Origin of the sequence: Bradyrhizobium sp. SPXBL-02 (genome assembly GCF_051853065.1) — a bacterium.
In the GTDB taxonomy this organism is placed as follows: Bacteria; Pseudomonadota; Alphaproteobacteria; order Rhizobiales; family Xanthobacteraceae; genus Bradyrhizobium.
The window spans coordinates 8,105,364-8,120,075 of sequence record NZ_CP182474.1; the positions used below are offsets into that span (position 1 = coordinate 8,105,364).

Genomic DNA, 14,712 nt, shown 5'->3' on the forward strand with positions numbered 1-14,712 from the left:
GCGAGGGAGGCGTTTCGATGTCGGGTTACGGGCTGAAGACGATTGCATTTGCCGCGGCGCACGCCGTCGTGGGCGCATTGCTGTCCACTGCGGTCAATGCGCAGGACTATCCGACGAAGCCGATCACGTTGATCGTGCCGTGGCCGGCCGGCGGATCGACCGATATCTCGATGCGCGCGATTGCCGACAGCGCCTCGAAGGTGCTGGGGCAGCCGATCGTGATCGACAACAAGGCGGGCGGCGGCGGCACGGTCGGACCGGCGACGATGGCGGCCGCGGCGAAGCCGGACGGCTATACCATCTCGCAGATCCCGATCACCGTGTTCCGCCTGCCCTTGATGCAGGAGGTGTCGTGGGATCCGGCAAAGGATTTCACCTATATCGTCCATCTCACCGGCTACACTTTCGGCGTGACCACCAGCGCGGAGTCGCAGTTCAAGAGCTGGAAGGACGTGGTGGAGTTCGCAAAGGCCAATCCGGGCAAGGTGACCTATGCCACGCCCGGCGCCGGCACCTCGCTGCATGTCGGCATGGAGCAGATCGCCGGGATGTCCGGCATCAAGCTGACGCAGGTCCCCTTCAAGGGCGGCGCGGAGACCAACGCCGCCGTGCTGGGGCAGCACACCATGCTGCAAGCGGACTCCACGGGATGGCGGCCGCTGGTCGACGCCGGCAAGCTGCGGCTCTTGATGGTGTGGACCGGCGCACGCTCGCCGAACTATCCCGACGTGCCGACGCTGAAGGAGCTCGGCTATCCCATGGTCTATGATTCCCCGTTCGGCATTGCGGGGCCGAAAGGGATGGATCCCAAGATCGTCGCCAAGCTGCACGATGCCTTCAAGAAGGCGGTCGAGGATCCCGCAGTGATCGCCACGCTCGCCAAATACGACATGGTGCCGAACTACAAGAACACCGAGGACTACAAGAAATTCGTCGTCGAGGTCACGGAGTCCGAACGCAAGGTGATCGAGACGCTCGGGCTCGCGAAGAAGTAGCTGGTCTCCCCACCAATGCTGGCGTCATCCTGAGGTGCGAGCCGCACTTGCGGCTCGCCTCGAAGGATGGATCGGGGCACCGTCGCCCTTCGAGGGCTACGCTGCGCTCCGCCACCTCAGCGACAACGGCTTCGCCGTTGCGCAGAGGACGATGATGATCTCAAGGCGCTTCACATGAACATCGACACCAACGTCAAGCTCCGCCTCAGCAACTCCGAACTCTGGGGCGGGCTGGTCGGGCTCGCGCTCGGCGGCTTCGTGATCTGGTCGGGCTTGAAGCTCAAGCTCGGCACCATCAACGATCCCGGCTCCGGCTATGTGCTGTTCTACACGGGCATCCTGATGTGCGTGTTCGCAGGCGCCATCATCGTCTCGGCGATCACCGAGGGCGGGCCGACGCTGGCCTCGCGCTGGGAGAACGCGCGCTGGAGCAAGCCGCTTGTCCTCATCGCCTGCCTCACCGCATTCGCCTTCGCGCTCGAGCCGCTCGGATTCCTGCTGTCGTCGATCCCGCTGATGCTGCTGCTGTTGCGACTGATCGATCCGGTGCGCTGGACGCTGGCGATCCCGATCGCCGTGCTGGTGCCATCAGGCATGTGGTGGGTGCTCAAGCGGCTGCTGTTGATCCAGTTGCCGTCCGGCCTGTTCGGGATCGGTTGACCCCATGGATACGCTTCTCAACGTGGCACATGGATTCGGCGTCGCGCTGCTGCCGATCAACCTGCTCTACTGCTTCATCGGCGTCTTCATCGGCACGCTGGTCGGCGTGCTGCCCGGCATCGGGCCGATCTCGGCGATGTCGCTGTTGTTGCCGGTGACGCTGTCGGGCACGCCGGAATCCGGCATCATCATGATGGCCGGCATCTATTACGGCTCGATGTATGGCGGCTCGACCACCTCGATCCTGGTCAACATCCCCGGCGAGGCGGCTTCCGTCGTCACCTGCATCGACGGCCACCAGATGGCGAAGCAGGGCCGCGCCGGCCCCGCGCTCGGCATCGCCGCGTTCGGCTCCTTCGTCGCCGGCACGTTTGCGCTGATTGCCTTGATGCTGGTGGCGCCGAAGCTTGCCAGCCTCGCCATCGCGTTCGGCCCGGCCGAATATTTCAGCCTGATGGTGCTCGGCCTCGTCGTGCTCACCTTCCTCACCCAGGGCTCGATGCCGAAGGCGCTGCTGATGGCGTGCATCGGCGTCGTACTCGGGCTGATCGGGCTCGACAGCATCACCGCGCAGCCGCGGCTGACCTTCGGCCGCATGGAGCTGATCGACGGCATCGGCCTCGTGCCCGTGGTGATGGGCCTGTTCGGCGTCGCCGAGGTGCTGCTCAACACCGAGCAGGCGATCAAGCGCGACATCATCAACACCAGGATCACCCATCTCCTGCCCAGCAAGGAGGACTGGAAGGCGAGCGCAGGCCCGGTCGGCCGCGGCACGATCCTCGGCTTCTTTCTCGGCATCCTGCCGGGCGGCGGCGCGGTGGTGGCGTCATTCGCGTCCTACGCGCTGGAGAAGCGGCTGTCGAAGACCCCTGAAAGGTTCGGCCACGGCGCGATCGAGGGCGTCGCAGGGCCGGAATCGGCGAACAACGCCGCGGCGGGCGGCGCCTTCATTCCGCTGATGACGCTCGGCATTCCGCCGAACGTGGTGATGGCGCTGCTGCTCGGGGCCTTCGTCATTCACGGCCTGCAGCCGGGGCCGCTGCTGATCACGCAAAACCCCGGCCTGTTCTGGGGCATCGTCGCCAGCATGTATATCGGCAACGTCATGCTGCTGATCCTGAACCTGCCGATGATCGGCATGTGGGTGCAGCTACTCAAGCTGCCCTACAACATCCTGTTCCCCCTGATCATCCTGTTCACGATCCTCGGCGTCTATTGCTCCAGCAACAACGTCTTCGACGTCTATGTGATGATCGCGTTCGGGATCATCGGCTACTTCATGCGCAAGCTCGGCTACGAGCCGGCGCCGCTGGTTCTGGCCTTCGTGCTGGGGCCGATGATGGAGAACAATCTGCGCAAGTCGCTGATCCTGTCGCAGGGCGATCTCTGGACCTTCGTGCAGCGGCCGATCTCGGCAGTGTGTCTTGTGTTTGCCCTGGTGCTGCTGATCGCGCCGCTGCTGCCGTCGCTGCGCAAGAAGCGCGAGCTGGTGGCGCTGGACGAGGGGGCGTGAGGAGATCTCGTAGGGTGGATTAGCCGAAGGCGTAATCCACCGCTTCGCTCTCGATGCGGATAGCAAAGTGGTGGGTTACGCCTTCGGCTAACCCACCCTACAGCATCTCAGCTCGCCGCAGGCAGCGCGCTGTCCGACGGCAGGCTCCACGGGCGCTCCACTGCCGCCAGCCCGATCAGGCGGCCCTGGATGTAGTCGCAGCCCCAGTCGCGCAGCATGTTTGCGGCCTCTTCATCCTGCACCCATTCGGCGACGGTCTTGATGTCGAGGCGGCGGGCGAGGTCGATCAGGGTCTGCACGAAGGCGCGGTCGTCGGCGGAACGGGTGACGTTCTGCACGAAGGCGCCGTCGATCTTGACGATATCCACGCCCAGCTTGCGCAGATTGCGAAACGAAGTGTAGCCGGCGCCGAAATCGTCGATGGCGATGCGGCTGCCGAAATGCTTCAGGCGGCTGACGAAGGCGCGAACCTCGTCGATGTCCTGGATCGCGACCGTCTCGGTGATCTCGATGATCAGCCGCTCGGCGACACCGGGATGAGCCAGCATCAGCGATTCAATTCCCGCCCACCAATCCGGATCCATCGTCGTATCCGGCGAGATGTTGAGGCTGAGACAGATGTCTGGCGCCGCCGCGAGCTCGGCGACGACGAGCTCGAGCACGCGGTGATCGACCAGGCGGATCAGGCCGAGCCGTTCGGCGACCGGCACGATGTCGGGCGCGAGCAGCACCTGGCCGTCGCCCTGGTCCATCCGCACCAGGCATTCGTGGAATGCGCGCTCGCGCGAGACGGCCGAGACGACGGGCTCATAGGCGAGCCTGATGCGGCGCTCGTTGAGCGCGGTGACGATCTCGTCGGTGACGCGAATGTTGACGCGGCGCTGCGCGTCGCGCGCGGCATCCGGACGCCAGGCTGCGAAGGAGCCGACGCGGCGGCGCTTGGCGGCATCCAGCGTCTCATGGGCGCGGTTGACGGCCTCGTCGGTGTTGCGCGCATAGCGCGGCAGGCTGACGGCGCCGATCGAGGCGGTGACCGAGACCGGACCGGACCTGGTCGGCACCACCTCGTCGCGGATACCGGCGAGGAAGCGCTCGGCAGCCACGTTCATGTCGTCGACGGTGCAGTTCTTCAGGATCAGGCCGAACTTGTTGCCGGAGAAGCGCCCGAGCACGTCGCCGCCGCGCAGGCGCGCGCGAATGCGCTTGGCGATGTCGAGGATCACGGCGTCGGCAACGTCGAAGCCGAAGGCATCGTTGACGCGGGCGAGATGATCGATGCCGACCAGCATGAAGGCGGCGGTCGAGCGGAAGCGCGTCGTCTCCTCGATCGCCTCGGCCAGCGCCGCGATCAGATGCGAGCGGTTGAGCTCGCCCGTCAGCGGATCGAGCCGGGCCAGCCTGCTCAATTCCTCGTCGCGGGCGTGGCGCTCATTGTTGATGCGGACGGAGCCGATCGCACGGGTGGGACGGCCATCGGGGCCCGCGAACCAGCGGCCGGTCTCCTCGATCCAGATCACGGGATCGGAGGCGCTCATGCGCACGCCGTACTCGACCCGGTAGGGCGTGCCGTCGGCTCCGTGCACCGGGGACGTCAGCGCCAGCGCGGCCGTGCGCAGCGTTTGCGCGGGCTCGATCAGCTTGGCGAACTCGGCGCCGGTCGCGAGCCGCTCGGCGGGAATGCCGGGGAAGACGGCGCTGACCTGCTCACCCCAGACGATGGCATCGCTGGCGATGTCCCAGGCGAACACGGCCTGGCCGAGCGCGGCGAGGATGTCGGAGGCTTGCGGCAATGCAGGGGTCAAAGTCGCCTCGATTCGGGACAGTGGAGAAGTCCTCTGTCGGCACAGAATAGAGCCAGATTCGCCCCCGACCCTAGGCAAAGTTGATAAACAATTTGGAAACCACGTTTCCGAAGGCGTCGGAACCAAACCGGTGCGGGCGGCATAGGCCTTGCGAGTACATGACTCGCACCGGCGCCAGCGTCCCGAAACGCGACAATTTCGCCGGATCAACGGTGATTGCGATGTTGAGTACTGATCGATTGGACGCGGCGGACAACGGCACAGGCACGGCCCTGGTGCCGCTGATGCCGACGTTGCGGTGGGTCCGCAAGGCGTCGCTGCCGCGCCCCGATCCCAGCTTCATCACACAATTGATCGCAAATGACGAGCAGCTGCCGCAAACGAGCCGGCTCCGCCGCGCCTCCTCCGAGGATGCGCTGATGGCCTATGGCAGCAAGCAACCGCTGCAAAGCGTCAGTGCGCGCACACGGCAGGTGGCTTGAGACCGATCAGCGCGGCGGCGTGTCGGGCGAGGTCGGCGTGCCGTTACCCGGCTGAAGATGCGGCGAGGGAATCTCCGGCGAAGGCGGGCTCTGCGCCGGCTTTGGCGCCGGGTGATCCATCAGCACGGATTCAGCGACGGATTGCGCCGACGGGGCGGGCGGCGCCGCCGGTGCCGGCTGCGGCGCGATCACCGGCTCGAACGTGCGCTCGGACTCCACATCTTCCGCCGCTTCGGCCCTGCGCTTGGCCTTGCGCGGCGCCGGCACCGTGGTCTCGGCGACATAGGTGACGCGGCGGCGCGTGCGCTGGGCAATGCCGCCGAGGAAATCGGCCATCGCCAGCAGCACCAGGAGGAAATAGGTGGAGTTGCCGAATTTGGGCCACATCACGAATTCGGCGGCGGCCGCGCCGAAGATGAGCAGCGACAGCAAATGGTCCATCAGGAATTTCGAGCCCGGCCGCGCTCCCTTGACCACCTCGAGCAGCAGCAGCACGACACCGAGCGCGAGCAGGAGATCGGCGAGCGTGACCGGCCAGGCCTCGCCCGTGATCATCGGCACCTTGAACAGCACGTCCGAGAAGGACACGCTGGGCATCAGGAAGGCGATGATGTTGTAGACCGCGAGCGGAATCAGGAGCAGCGGGAAACCGACCATCGGCGAGATGCCTTCTCGATCAAGATATCCGGACAGAACAATGCAGCGGCGAAGCATTCGCTCCGCCGCCGTCACCGTCTATCTCATGGGTTGGCCGAAATCGGGCGGGTCCGAACTCCCGCCCGAGAAAGATCCTGGCTTCAGGACTCTTTCTTCTTCAGGACCTGGCGGCCCTTGTACATGCCGGTCTTGAGGTCGAGATGGTGCGGACGACGGAGCTCGCCGGAGTCCTTGTCTTCCACATAGGTCGGCTTCTTGATGGCGTCCGCCGAGCGGCGCATGCCACGGCGCGACGGCGAGGTTTTTCTTCTCGGAACGGCCATTTCAATATCCTCTAGGGATTGGTGTCATCAGGGCATCGTCCGCGAAGGGACGGCTCAGCACCCGCAATACGAGGCGAGCTGAATGCCGATCAAGGCCGCGCTTATAGAGGAAGGCTGGCCGTAAAGCTAGGCTCTTGGGCCGGAAAATGCGCCCGGAACGGGCCAAAAATCAGCGATTTTCGCGCCAACAGGTCATAAGCGAGCTCGCCTGCCCCCGCGCCATATAGGTGGCTGCCAGCCGCCGGACGCCCGGGCCTGGGGTCCGGGCGCTGCGTTTGACCGGATTCGGCAGGATCGAGGCCAGAAGTGCCGCCTCGCGGGGCGAGAGGCTTTCGGCCGACTTGCCGAAGGCATAGGCGCTGGCCGCCTCGACCCCGAACTGCCCCTGCGGGCCGAGCTCGGCGATGTTGAGGTAGATTTCGAGAATCCGCTGCTTGGGCAGGACGAGGTCAATCCAAAGCGCCAGCGGGAATTCGAGCGCCTTGCGGACGAAATCGCGCCCCTGCCACAGGAACAGGTTCTTCGCGACCTGCTGGGTGATGGTGGAGGCGCCCCGGAAGGCGGTGCCGTCCTCCCTGGCGTCGTCGATCGCCTCGCGCAGCGCGCCCCAATCGATGCCGTGATGCTTGCAGAAATGGGCATCCTCGGCCGCCACCACCGCGCGCGGCAGAGAGGGCGACATATCGGCGAGATCGATCCACTCCCGCTGCATCGGCGCGCCCCGCAAGCTGCGCCAGGCCATCAGCGTCGAAACAGGGTGGCCGGTGCGGTAGAACGGCGCGATCGCATAAGGCGCGAGGACCACGACCGCGAGCACCACCAGCAGGATTTTGACGATGCGCAAATCGACCTTTCCGGTGCAAACTGAAGAGCGGCCACGGGCTGGAGCATTAAGTCTGTGATAATTCGGGCCTTTTCCAGCACTTTTTAGGCCTTCCAAACGATTGACTGGGGCGGGCGCATAAAGGATTGTCCCGCCGAATTTTAGTTCTGGAGCCCCTCTTGATGACCGGCACGTCCCCGTCCGATTTCGCCAAACGTCTGGACAAGACCGCTGATGACACCGAAGCCCTGCTCGGGCGCCTGCTGTCGGATGACATCCTGCACGACGAAATCGCCCGGCCCAAGCGACTGATGGACGCAATGCGCTATTCGAGCCTGAACGGCGGCAAGCGCCTGCGGCCGTTCCTGGTGGTGGAGAGCGCCGCGGTGTTCGGCGTGCCGCGCGAGGCGGCCCTGCTCGTGGGCGCCGCGCTGGAATGCATCCACTGCTATTCGCTGATCCATGACGACCTGCCGGCAATGGACAATTCGGACCTGCGCCGCGGCCGCCCCACCCTGCACAAGCAGACCGACGACGCCACCGCGATCCTCGCCGGCGACGGCCTTCTGACCCTCGCGTTCGACATCATTACACGCGACGAGGTCCATCGCGACGCCAATGTGAGGCTGCTCTTGACGCGTGCGCTGGCGCGCTGCGCCGGCATCGGCGGCATGGTCGGCGGCCAGATCCTCGATCTCGCCGGCGAAGGCCGGTTTGGCGGCAACGAGCCGATCGACGTCGCCCGTATCCAGCAGATGAAGACCGGCGCACTGCTGCGCTACGGCTGCATCGCCGGCGCAATTCTCGGCCAGGCCTCGAAGGCGGAATATCAGGCGCTCGACGATTACGGGCGCGCGCTCGGCGAAGCCTTCCAGATCGCCGACGATCTGCTCGACGTCGAGGGCGATGCGGCCGCGCTCGGCAAGCCGGCCGGCGCCGATGCCGCGCTCGGCAAGACCACCTTCGTGACCCAGCTCGGGATCGAAGGCGCCAAGCAGCGCGTGCGTGACCTGCTTGCGCGCGCCGATAGCGCCGTCTCGATCTTCGGCGACCGCGCCGCCGTGCTGCAGGCCGCCGCGCGCTTCGTGGCCGAGCGGAAGAACTGACGCATACCGATGGCGGTCGAGGGCAAAGAAGATCCCGTCCTCGTCCGCTTCCGCCAGATGTCGCGGCCGATGCGGCTGATCTATGCGCGGCCACGGACCTTCATTGCGCTCGCGATCGGCATCCTGGTCTGCCTGCTGCTGCCGGGGACTTATCGGCTGGTGACGCGGCTCGTGCTCGGCTGGGACGCGCTGATCGCCGTCTATCTCGTGCTGGTCTACACGATGATGCTATGCAACGACCATCAGCACATTCGCCGCGCCGCCGCGATGCAGGACGACGGCCGCTTCGTGATCCTGCTGGTGACGGCGACCGGCGCGTTCGCCAGCATCGCGGCGATCGTAGCCGAACTCGGCACGCCGCATCGCGGCGCGCTGGAGCTGAGCATCGCAGTCACCACGATCACGCTGTCATGGGCTGCCGTGCACACGACCTTCGCGCTGCATTACGCGCATGACTATTATCGACACGGTACCGCAGGCGGCCTGCAATTCCCGAGCGGCGAGAAGGAAGACCACGCCGATTATTGGGATTTCGTCTACTTCTCGTTCGTGATCGGCATGACCGCGCAGGTCTCCGACGTCGGCATCACCGACAAGACCATCCGCCGCACGGCCACCGCACACGGCATCGTCTCGTTCATCTACAACACGGCCTTGCTTGCACTGACGGTCAACATCGCAGCGAGCGCGATCGCGACATGATCCCGGCTTCGCCGAGACGATGTCGCGGAAACACCGCCTTCAGTTGCAGACCTCGTAATTCGCATCATTGTGAGGGCCGCCGCCACCACGAAAGGCGAGGTGGCAGCCGGGCCTAACCGGCCGGCAGAGCAGATCGTTGCAAAAAATCTGACCGCTGCCGCCCGAGCCACGACCCGTGCGAGCCGCCGCAGCAGCGCCGTAGCCGCCCGCTGCAGCACCGGCCTGCGGCCGCTGCCGTGCAGGACGGTCCTCGCCTTCGTCGCGCCGCGAGGTCGCGGGCTTTGACGCCGGCTTGGCGGCACGCTTCTTCTCGCATTCATTGTCGTCATTCAGCACATAGCCGTCGCCGCAAACGATCCTGGTGCACTTGTCGCCTTCGGCCTTGAAACCGTGCTCGCAGACCAGCGGGCAGACCCGCGACGGCTTGGCCTTGACCGCATCGAGCGCGTCGGTGCTCGCCACCTTCACGTCGAGCTTGGTGCCGGCATAGCGGTTGAACTGCGACAGCGAGCGCTGCGAGGACGTATTCCAATTGCCGTCGGCCTGCCCGGAGAAGCAGCCGACGCGGCCGAGCTCGGTCTGCACCGAGCGGTTGAGGTCGGCCGGCGCGATCGCCGGGGTCAGCGCGGCAACGTTGGTGCCGGCGGCGCTCGCGGCCGGCGCAGCGCTCGGCGCCGTCGCCGCGAGATTGACGCGCTGCTGCTCGGCGGCGGCCGCCTGCTGCTGCGCCTGTTCCTTGGCCTTCTGTGCAGCAAGCTGCGCCTGCTCGGCGGCCTTGGCATCGGCCGCGGCCTTGGCTTGCGCATCCTTCTGCGCGCCGAGCGCAGCAAGCCGGTCGCGCTCGGCCTCGGCCTGCTTCGCCTTCTCGATCGCCGCCGCATGCGCCCGCTCCGCGCCGATCTTCTCGAGCTGGAGCTTGGCGAGGCTCGCATAGAAGCCGTCGGGATGCTGGGCGAGGAAGGCTTCCCACGCCGGCCGGTTGCCGACCTGGAGCGCAAGCTCGTAGTCTCGGCGGATGTCGGCCTGGGGATTGACCACGGGCGCCGCCGGCGCCAGCTTGACCGGCACCAGCGGCACATCCTCGCCGCCGAGCGAGCCGTAGACGAACGGCTCCTGCTTGTTGCCGGTCGACTTCAGCACGTCGTCGCGCACGAAGCCGAAGGCGCGGCGGACGTCGAGGCCCGGCGTCGTCAGATGCTTCGACAGCGCGATGGTGAACGGGCTGTTCGCACCGTCGCCGTCCTGCGCGGTGAAGCCGGCCTTGGCCGAATAGGCGATCAGCGTGTTGGGGCTGGTCGGCTCGACCTGGGCGAGGCCGCGGCCGATGCCGCGCGAGGCAACCGTGCGCTTCATCCTCTTGCTGAACGGATTGTCGCGGCAGGCATCGAGGATCACCAGACGCAACTGCTTGGCAGGCTCGACCGCGACCAGGACACGGTCGAGCGAGAGCGCCTCGTCATAGACGTCGGTGTCGCGCTCGAGCTTGGCATCCACCGGGATCAGATAGTTCGAGCCGTCGACCTCGATGCCGTGGCCGGCGTAGTAGACCACGGCGATATCGGCATCGCGGGTCGCGTCGGCGAAGTCGCGCAGCACGCGCCGCGTGTCCAGCGCCGACAGATCGTGCCGGGACTCGACGACGTCGAAGCCGGCCTCCTTCAGCGTCTTGGCCATCACCGACCCGTCATTGACGGGATTGGAGAGCGAGGCCGCGTGTTGATAGGCCGAATTGGCGAGCACCAGCGCCACGCGCTTTCCGGCAAAAGCAGGCCCGGCGCCGAACATCAGGCCGAGGGCGACGAGAAGCGGACAAAGTCTGAGCAAGCTGCGCATGACACGACTTCCGATAGTTCCGGGCCATCGGCCCTTTGGGACCGCTTTAGCAACATCCACCGCCGGCGCTTGTGAGGGAGGTCACGAACGGGACCCCGACGACAGGCCGGACGCCCTCTTTTGTTTGTCGCGCCAGCGCTGTCGCGGTTCGCCGACGAACGGCGGTGCGGGCCGGGTTCCGTCAGACAACCCCGACGTGCTCCCGATATTGCGGCAGATCGTCCGTAATTTCATGCCAGGGCGCCTTCCAGCCGACGAAAATATGGGCGCTCGGCCGGATCGAGGGGGCATCGACCAGGGTTCCCATGGCGACATGGACCCACTGTCCCTCTCGGACCCGGGAATAGAGCAGCGAGCCGCAGCGGCCACAATGCGCGTCGTGGGTGGTGTCGTCGCCGACAATCAGCCGGAGGTCGCCACCCCTGACAATGCGAAGCCTGTCCTGCCGGATGCCGGCGAACGGCTTGAAGGCGGCGCCGGTGGTGCGTCGGCAGTTCGAGCAGTGGCAGTTCATCGCATAGGAAAATGCATCGGCCACCTCGAAGCGCACAGCGCGGCAATAGCATTCGCCGACAAGGATGCGAGCGTTCGAATTTTCTGATTCTGTCATCGTGACGCCTTCGCGCAAATCGCTGACACACCCATAGCGCATTTTGACATGTATGACTAAGTTGGCCCGAAGCCATCATGCAAAGGAACGATCCATGAGCCAGGACCGGTCGAGCGTCGAAGCCGTCGTGCAATCCTATTTTGACGGACTTTACGACGGCGACGCCGACAAGCTCGGCGCCATCTTCCACCCCTCCGCCGATCTGCGCTGGGTCGAGAAGGGCGAGCTCCAGGTTCTGACCGTGCCGGACTGGCTCGACCGCGTGCGCAAGCGCGCCTCGGCGAAGGCCGAAGGCAAGCCGCGCGAGGACTTCATCGTCACCATCGACCGTTCGGACGACAAGACCGCCTTCATCAAGGTGCGCTGCCAGCTGCCGCCGCGCTACTTCACCGATTATCTGGTGGCGATGAAGCTCGCCGACGGCTGGCAGATCGTGTCGAAGTCGTACAGGTATGACCTGCGGGAGTGAGGGGCAAAGCCTTCCGCTGCCCGAAATCGGACGCACTCGCTATCCAATTCTCCGTCATTGCGAGCGCAGCGAAGCAATCCAGAGTCCATCCGCGGAGACAGTCTGGATTGCTTCGCTGCGCTCGCAATGACGACGGGATGCAGCGCCCGCTGCATCTCCCATCCCCGCTCGCCTGGAATATCCTCATGCTGCTCGATCGCCGTTCCCTGCTCGCCTCGCTCTGCTGGATGGCCGCCTCTCCCGTGCTGGCCGCGGAGGCAGTGCCGGAATTCGAAGCCTATGAACGCGAGAGCGGCGGGCGGATCGGCGTCTATGCCGAAAATCTCGCGACCGGCGCAAAGCTCGCCTGGCGCGCCGACGAACGGTTCGTAATGTGCTCGACGTTCAAGGCGTCGCTCGCAGCTAACGTTCTGGCGCGGGTCGATCGCGGCGAGGAGCAGCTCGCAGCCATGATCCCCTATGGCCAGGCGGATCTGCTGGAATACGCACCGGTGGCGCGGGAAAATCTTGCGGCCGGCAAGATGTCGGTCGGTGAGATGTGCAAGGCCATCGTCGAGCTCAGCGACAACACCTGCGCCAATCTGCTGCTGGCGCGGATCGGCGGCCCCGCCGCGCTGACCGGATTCTGGCGGTCGCTCGGCGATGCCACCTCGCGGCTCGACCACAACGAGCCCGAGCTCAACCGCTCGCAGCCCGGCGATCCCCGGGACACCACGACGCCGGCGGCGATGGCGGGAAATTTGCGGCGGCTGGTCACGGGCGAGGCACTGTCGCCGGCCTCGCGTGCCCTGCTCACCGACTGGATGGTGAACTGCAAGACCGGCGCAAACCGGCTGCGTGGCGGACTCCCCGCAGGCTGGAAGATCGGCGACAAGACCGGCAACAACGGCAAGGACGCCTCGGGCGATATCGCGGTCGCCTGGCCGAAGCCGGACACGCCGATCCTGATCGCGGCCTATACTCAGGGCGGTGCGCCGAGCGCGGCGCAGATCGCCGCAGTGTTCGCGCAGATTGGACGGATGGTGGCCGAGCGGCTGGCGTGAGCCGCGCATTGACGTAGCCGTCGCTTCCGGGTCAAGACAGACCCATCATGGAAGCGAAGTTTCAAATCTTTCTCATCCTGCTGGCCGTGCTGGCAGGCGTGGCACTGGCCGCACGACGCTTCAACGTCGCCCCTGCCATCCTCCTGATGCTGGCAGGCGTGGGTCTCGCTTTCGTGCCGGGCATGCCGTCGGTGGAGCTGCCGCCGGAGCTGGTGCTGCTGGTGGTGCTGCCACCACTGATCTACTCGGCCAGCGTCGCGATGAGCTGGCGCGAATTCAAGAAGAACCTGCGTCCGATCGTGCTGCTCGCGGTCGGCGCGGTGATCTTCACCACGGCGATGGTGGCGGCCGCCACGCACTACATGATCGGCCTGCCCTGGACCGTCGGCTTCCTGCTCGGGGCCATCGTCGCGCCGCCCGACGTGGTGGCGCCGCTCGCGATCGCGCGCCGGCTGAACATGCCGCGCCGTATCCTGGTCGTGCTCGAAGGCGAAGGTCTCGCCAACGACGCCACCGCGCTGATCCTCTACCGCTTCGCGCTTGCGGCCATCATGGTCGGACATTTCTCGCTGCCGCTCGCGGCCGGCGAGTTCCTCCTCATCGTCGCCGGCGAGATCGCCTTCGGCATCGGCGTCGGCTGGCTGTCCCTTCGCTTCCGCAAATGGTCCGGGGATCCGCAGGTCGAGCTGACGCTGTCGCTGATTACGCCCTATGTCTCGTACTGGCTGCCCGAGCACGTCGGCGGCTCCGGCGTGATCGCAACCGTCGCCTGCGGGCTCTATGTCAGCTGGAACGGCCCGTTGCTGATCTCCTCGGCGACGCGCCTGCAAGGCATCTTCTTCTGGGATCTCGTGATCTACCTGATCGAGGGCATGCTGTTCCTGCTCACCGGCTTCCAGATGCGCGCCCTCTACGAGAAATCGAAGACTTTTCCGCTCGACGACATTCTCATCGCAACCGCCGTGGTCCTTGTGATCGTCGTGATCGCGCGTTTTGCCTGGCTCTATCCCGCGACCTATCTGCCGCGGATGCTGTCCAGGTCGCTCCGCGAGCGCGATCCGTCGCCGCCATGGCAATGGCCGTTCGTGCTCGCTTTCACCGGCGTACGTGGCGCAGTGTCGCTGGCCGCCGCGCTGGCGCTGCCGTTCGCGCTGCCGGATGGCGAAGCGTTTCCGTATCGCGACCTCATCCTGTTCGTCGCCTTCGGTGTCATCTTCGTGACGCTGATCGGCGTCGGCCTGACGCTGCCGCCGATCGTGCGTTGGCTCGGCGTCGCCGAGGCCGGTCGTCACGAGCATGCCGCCGAGCACGAAGCCGAGATCGCCGCGCGCCGTCAGGCGCTGGAGTCCGCGCTGAAATCACTCGACGCACTCACCGCGGAAAAGGACATTTCCGACGAGGTGATGCGGCTGCTGCGCGCCCGTCACGACATCCGCGTCAACCAGCTCCCGGATTCGCTCGATCCCAACCACCACGACATCTCCGCCGCCGGCACCGCTCTGACCCGCGACCTGATCGCCGCCGAGCGCAAATTCATCCACAACCTGCTGCGCGACGGCCAGATCACCGACGAGACGCGGCGGCGGATCGAGCGCGATCTGGACCTGGAGGAGGCGAGCCTGGCGAACAGGGAATATCGGGGCGGGCCGCTGTAGCCTTTGTCATTGCGAGCGCGGCGAAGCAATCCAGACTGC

General features: G+C 65.9%; 15 protein-coding genes. 9 read left to right on the plus strand and 6 right to left on the minus strand.

What is annotated here, in order from left to right:
- Nucleotides 1–17: 17 nt before the first annotated feature.
- The 3 genes from ACNJYD_RS37630 (at nt 18) to ACNJYD_RS37640 (ending at nt 3,168) form a co-directional block, all read left to right on the plus strand.
- The gene (locus ACNJYD_RS37630) at nt 18–995 is read left to right on the plus strand and encodes a tripartite tricarboxylate transporter substrate binding protein (RefSeq protein WP_439364934.1); all 978 of its coding nucleotides are present in this window, start codon (nt 18–20) and stop codon (nt 993–995) included.
- 174 nt (nt 996–1,169) lie between these two features.
- A complete protein-coding gene (locus ACNJYD_RS37635; protein WP_439364935.1) occupies nt 1,170–1,655 on the plus strand; it encodes a tripartite tricarboxylate transporter TctB family protein in 486 nt (161 codons plus the stop codon).
- A gap of 4 nt (nt 1,656–1,659) precedes the next feature.
- Complete coding sequence (locus ACNJYD_RS37640; protein ID WP_439364936.1) at nt 1,660–3,168, plus strand: tripartite tricarboxylate transporter permease; 1,509 nt, start codon at nt 1,660–1,662, stop codon at nt 3,166–3,168.
- Between the two features lie 107 nt (nt 3,169–3,275).
- Here the strand turns inward: ACNJYD_RS37640 and ACNJYD_RS37645 are convergent, their stop codons facing one another.
- On the minus strand, nt 3,276–4,970 hold the full coding sequence (locus tag ACNJYD_RS37645) for an EAL domain-containing protein (protein WP_439364937.1): 1,695 nt from the start codon (nt 4,968–4,970) through the stop codon (nt 3,276–3,278).
- 221 nt (nt 4,971–5,191) lie between these two features.
- Between ACNJYD_RS37645 and ACNJYD_RS37650 the strand changes: the two genes are divergently transcribed.
- Complete coding sequence (locus tag ACNJYD_RS37650; protein WP_439364938.1) at nt 5,192–5,452, plus strand: hypothetical protein; 261 nt, start codon at nt 5,192–5,194, stop codon at nt 5,450–5,452.
- Between the two features lie 6 nt (nt 5,453–5,458).
- On the opposite strand, the gene ACNJYD_RS37655 is transcribed toward ACNJYD_RS37650, so the two are convergent.
- From ACNJYD_RS37655 to mtgA, 3 genes are all read right to left on the minus strand, one after another.
- Entirely contained in the window at nt 5,459–6,109 is a 651-nt protein-coding gene (locus tag ACNJYD_RS37655) for a hypothetical protein (RefSeq protein WP_439364939.1), read from the minus strand.
- Between the two features lie 140 nt (nt 6,110–6,249).
- Complete coding sequence (rpmF, locus tag ACNJYD_RS37660) at nt 6,250–6,432, minus strand: 50S ribosomal protein L32 (RefSeq protein WP_007598106.1); 183 nt, start codon at nt 6,430–6,432, stop codon at nt 6,250–6,252.
- Nucleotides 6,433–6,601: 169 nt separating this feature from the next.
- Entirely contained in the window at nt 6,602–7,276 is a 675-nt protein-coding gene (gene mtgA, locus ACNJYD_RS37665; RefSeq protein WP_439364940.1) for a monofunctional biosynthetic peptidoglycan transglycosylase, read from the minus strand.
- 161 nt (nt 7,277–7,437) lie between these two features.
- Between mtgA and ACNJYD_RS37670 the strand changes: the two genes are divergently transcribed.
- Nucleotides 7,438–8,361, plus strand: coding sequence for a polyprenyl synthetase family protein (locus ACNJYD_RS37670; protein ID WP_036038510.1), 924 nt, complete (start codon nt 7,438–7,440; stop codon nt 8,359–8,361).
- Nucleotides 8,362–8,370: 9 nt separating this feature from the next.
- Nucleotides 8,371–9,063, plus strand: coding sequence for a DUF1345 domain-containing protein (locus tag ACNJYD_RS37675; protein ID WP_172788894.1), 693 nt, complete (start codon nt 8,371–8,373; stop codon nt 9,061–9,063).
- Between the two features lie 39 nt (nt 9,064–9,102).
- Here ACNJYD_RS37675 and ACNJYD_RS37680 read toward each other — a convergent pair whose 3' ends face one another.
- Both ACNJYD_RS37680 and ACNJYD_RS37685 read right to left on the minus strand, forming a co-directional pair.
- A complete protein-coding gene (locus ACNJYD_RS37680) occupies nt 9,103–10,896 on the minus strand; it encodes a caspase family protein (RefSeq protein WP_439364941.1) in 1,794 nt (597 codons plus the stop codon).
- 181 nt (nt 10,897–11,077) lie between these two features.
- Nucleotides 11,078–11,506 (minus strand): GFA family protein, encoded by a 429-nt coding sequence (locus ACNJYD_RS37685; RefSeq protein WP_439367560.1) that lies wholly within the window; start codon nt 11,504–11,506, stop codon nt 11,078–11,080.
- 94 nt (nt 11,507–11,600) lie between these two features.
- On the opposite strand from ACNJYD_RS37685, the gene ACNJYD_RS37690 reads away from it, so the two are divergent.
- The 3 genes from ACNJYD_RS37690 (at nt 11,601) to ACNJYD_RS37700 (ending at nt 14,673) form a co-directional block, all read left to right on the plus strand.
- Entirely contained in the window at nt 11,601–11,975 is a 375-nt protein-coding gene (locus ACNJYD_RS37690; RefSeq protein ID WP_212255836.1) for a nuclear transport factor 2 family protein, read from the plus strand.
- Nucleotides 11,976–12,160: 185 nt separating this feature from the next.
- Complete coding sequence (bla, locus tag ACNJYD_RS37695; RefSeq protein WP_212256346.1) at nt 12,161–13,018, plus strand: class A beta-lactamase; 858 nt, start codon at nt 12,161–12,163, stop codon at nt 13,016–13,018.
- 47 nt (nt 13,019–13,065) lie between these two features.
- Nucleotides 13,066–14,673: a Na+/H+ antiporter gene (locus ACNJYD_RS37700; protein WP_172788897.1), complete on the plus strand. Its 1,608-nt coding sequence runs from the start codon at nt 13,066–13,068 to the stop codon at nt 14,671–14,673.
- The last annotated feature ends 39 nt before the right edge of the window (nt 14,674–14,712 follow it).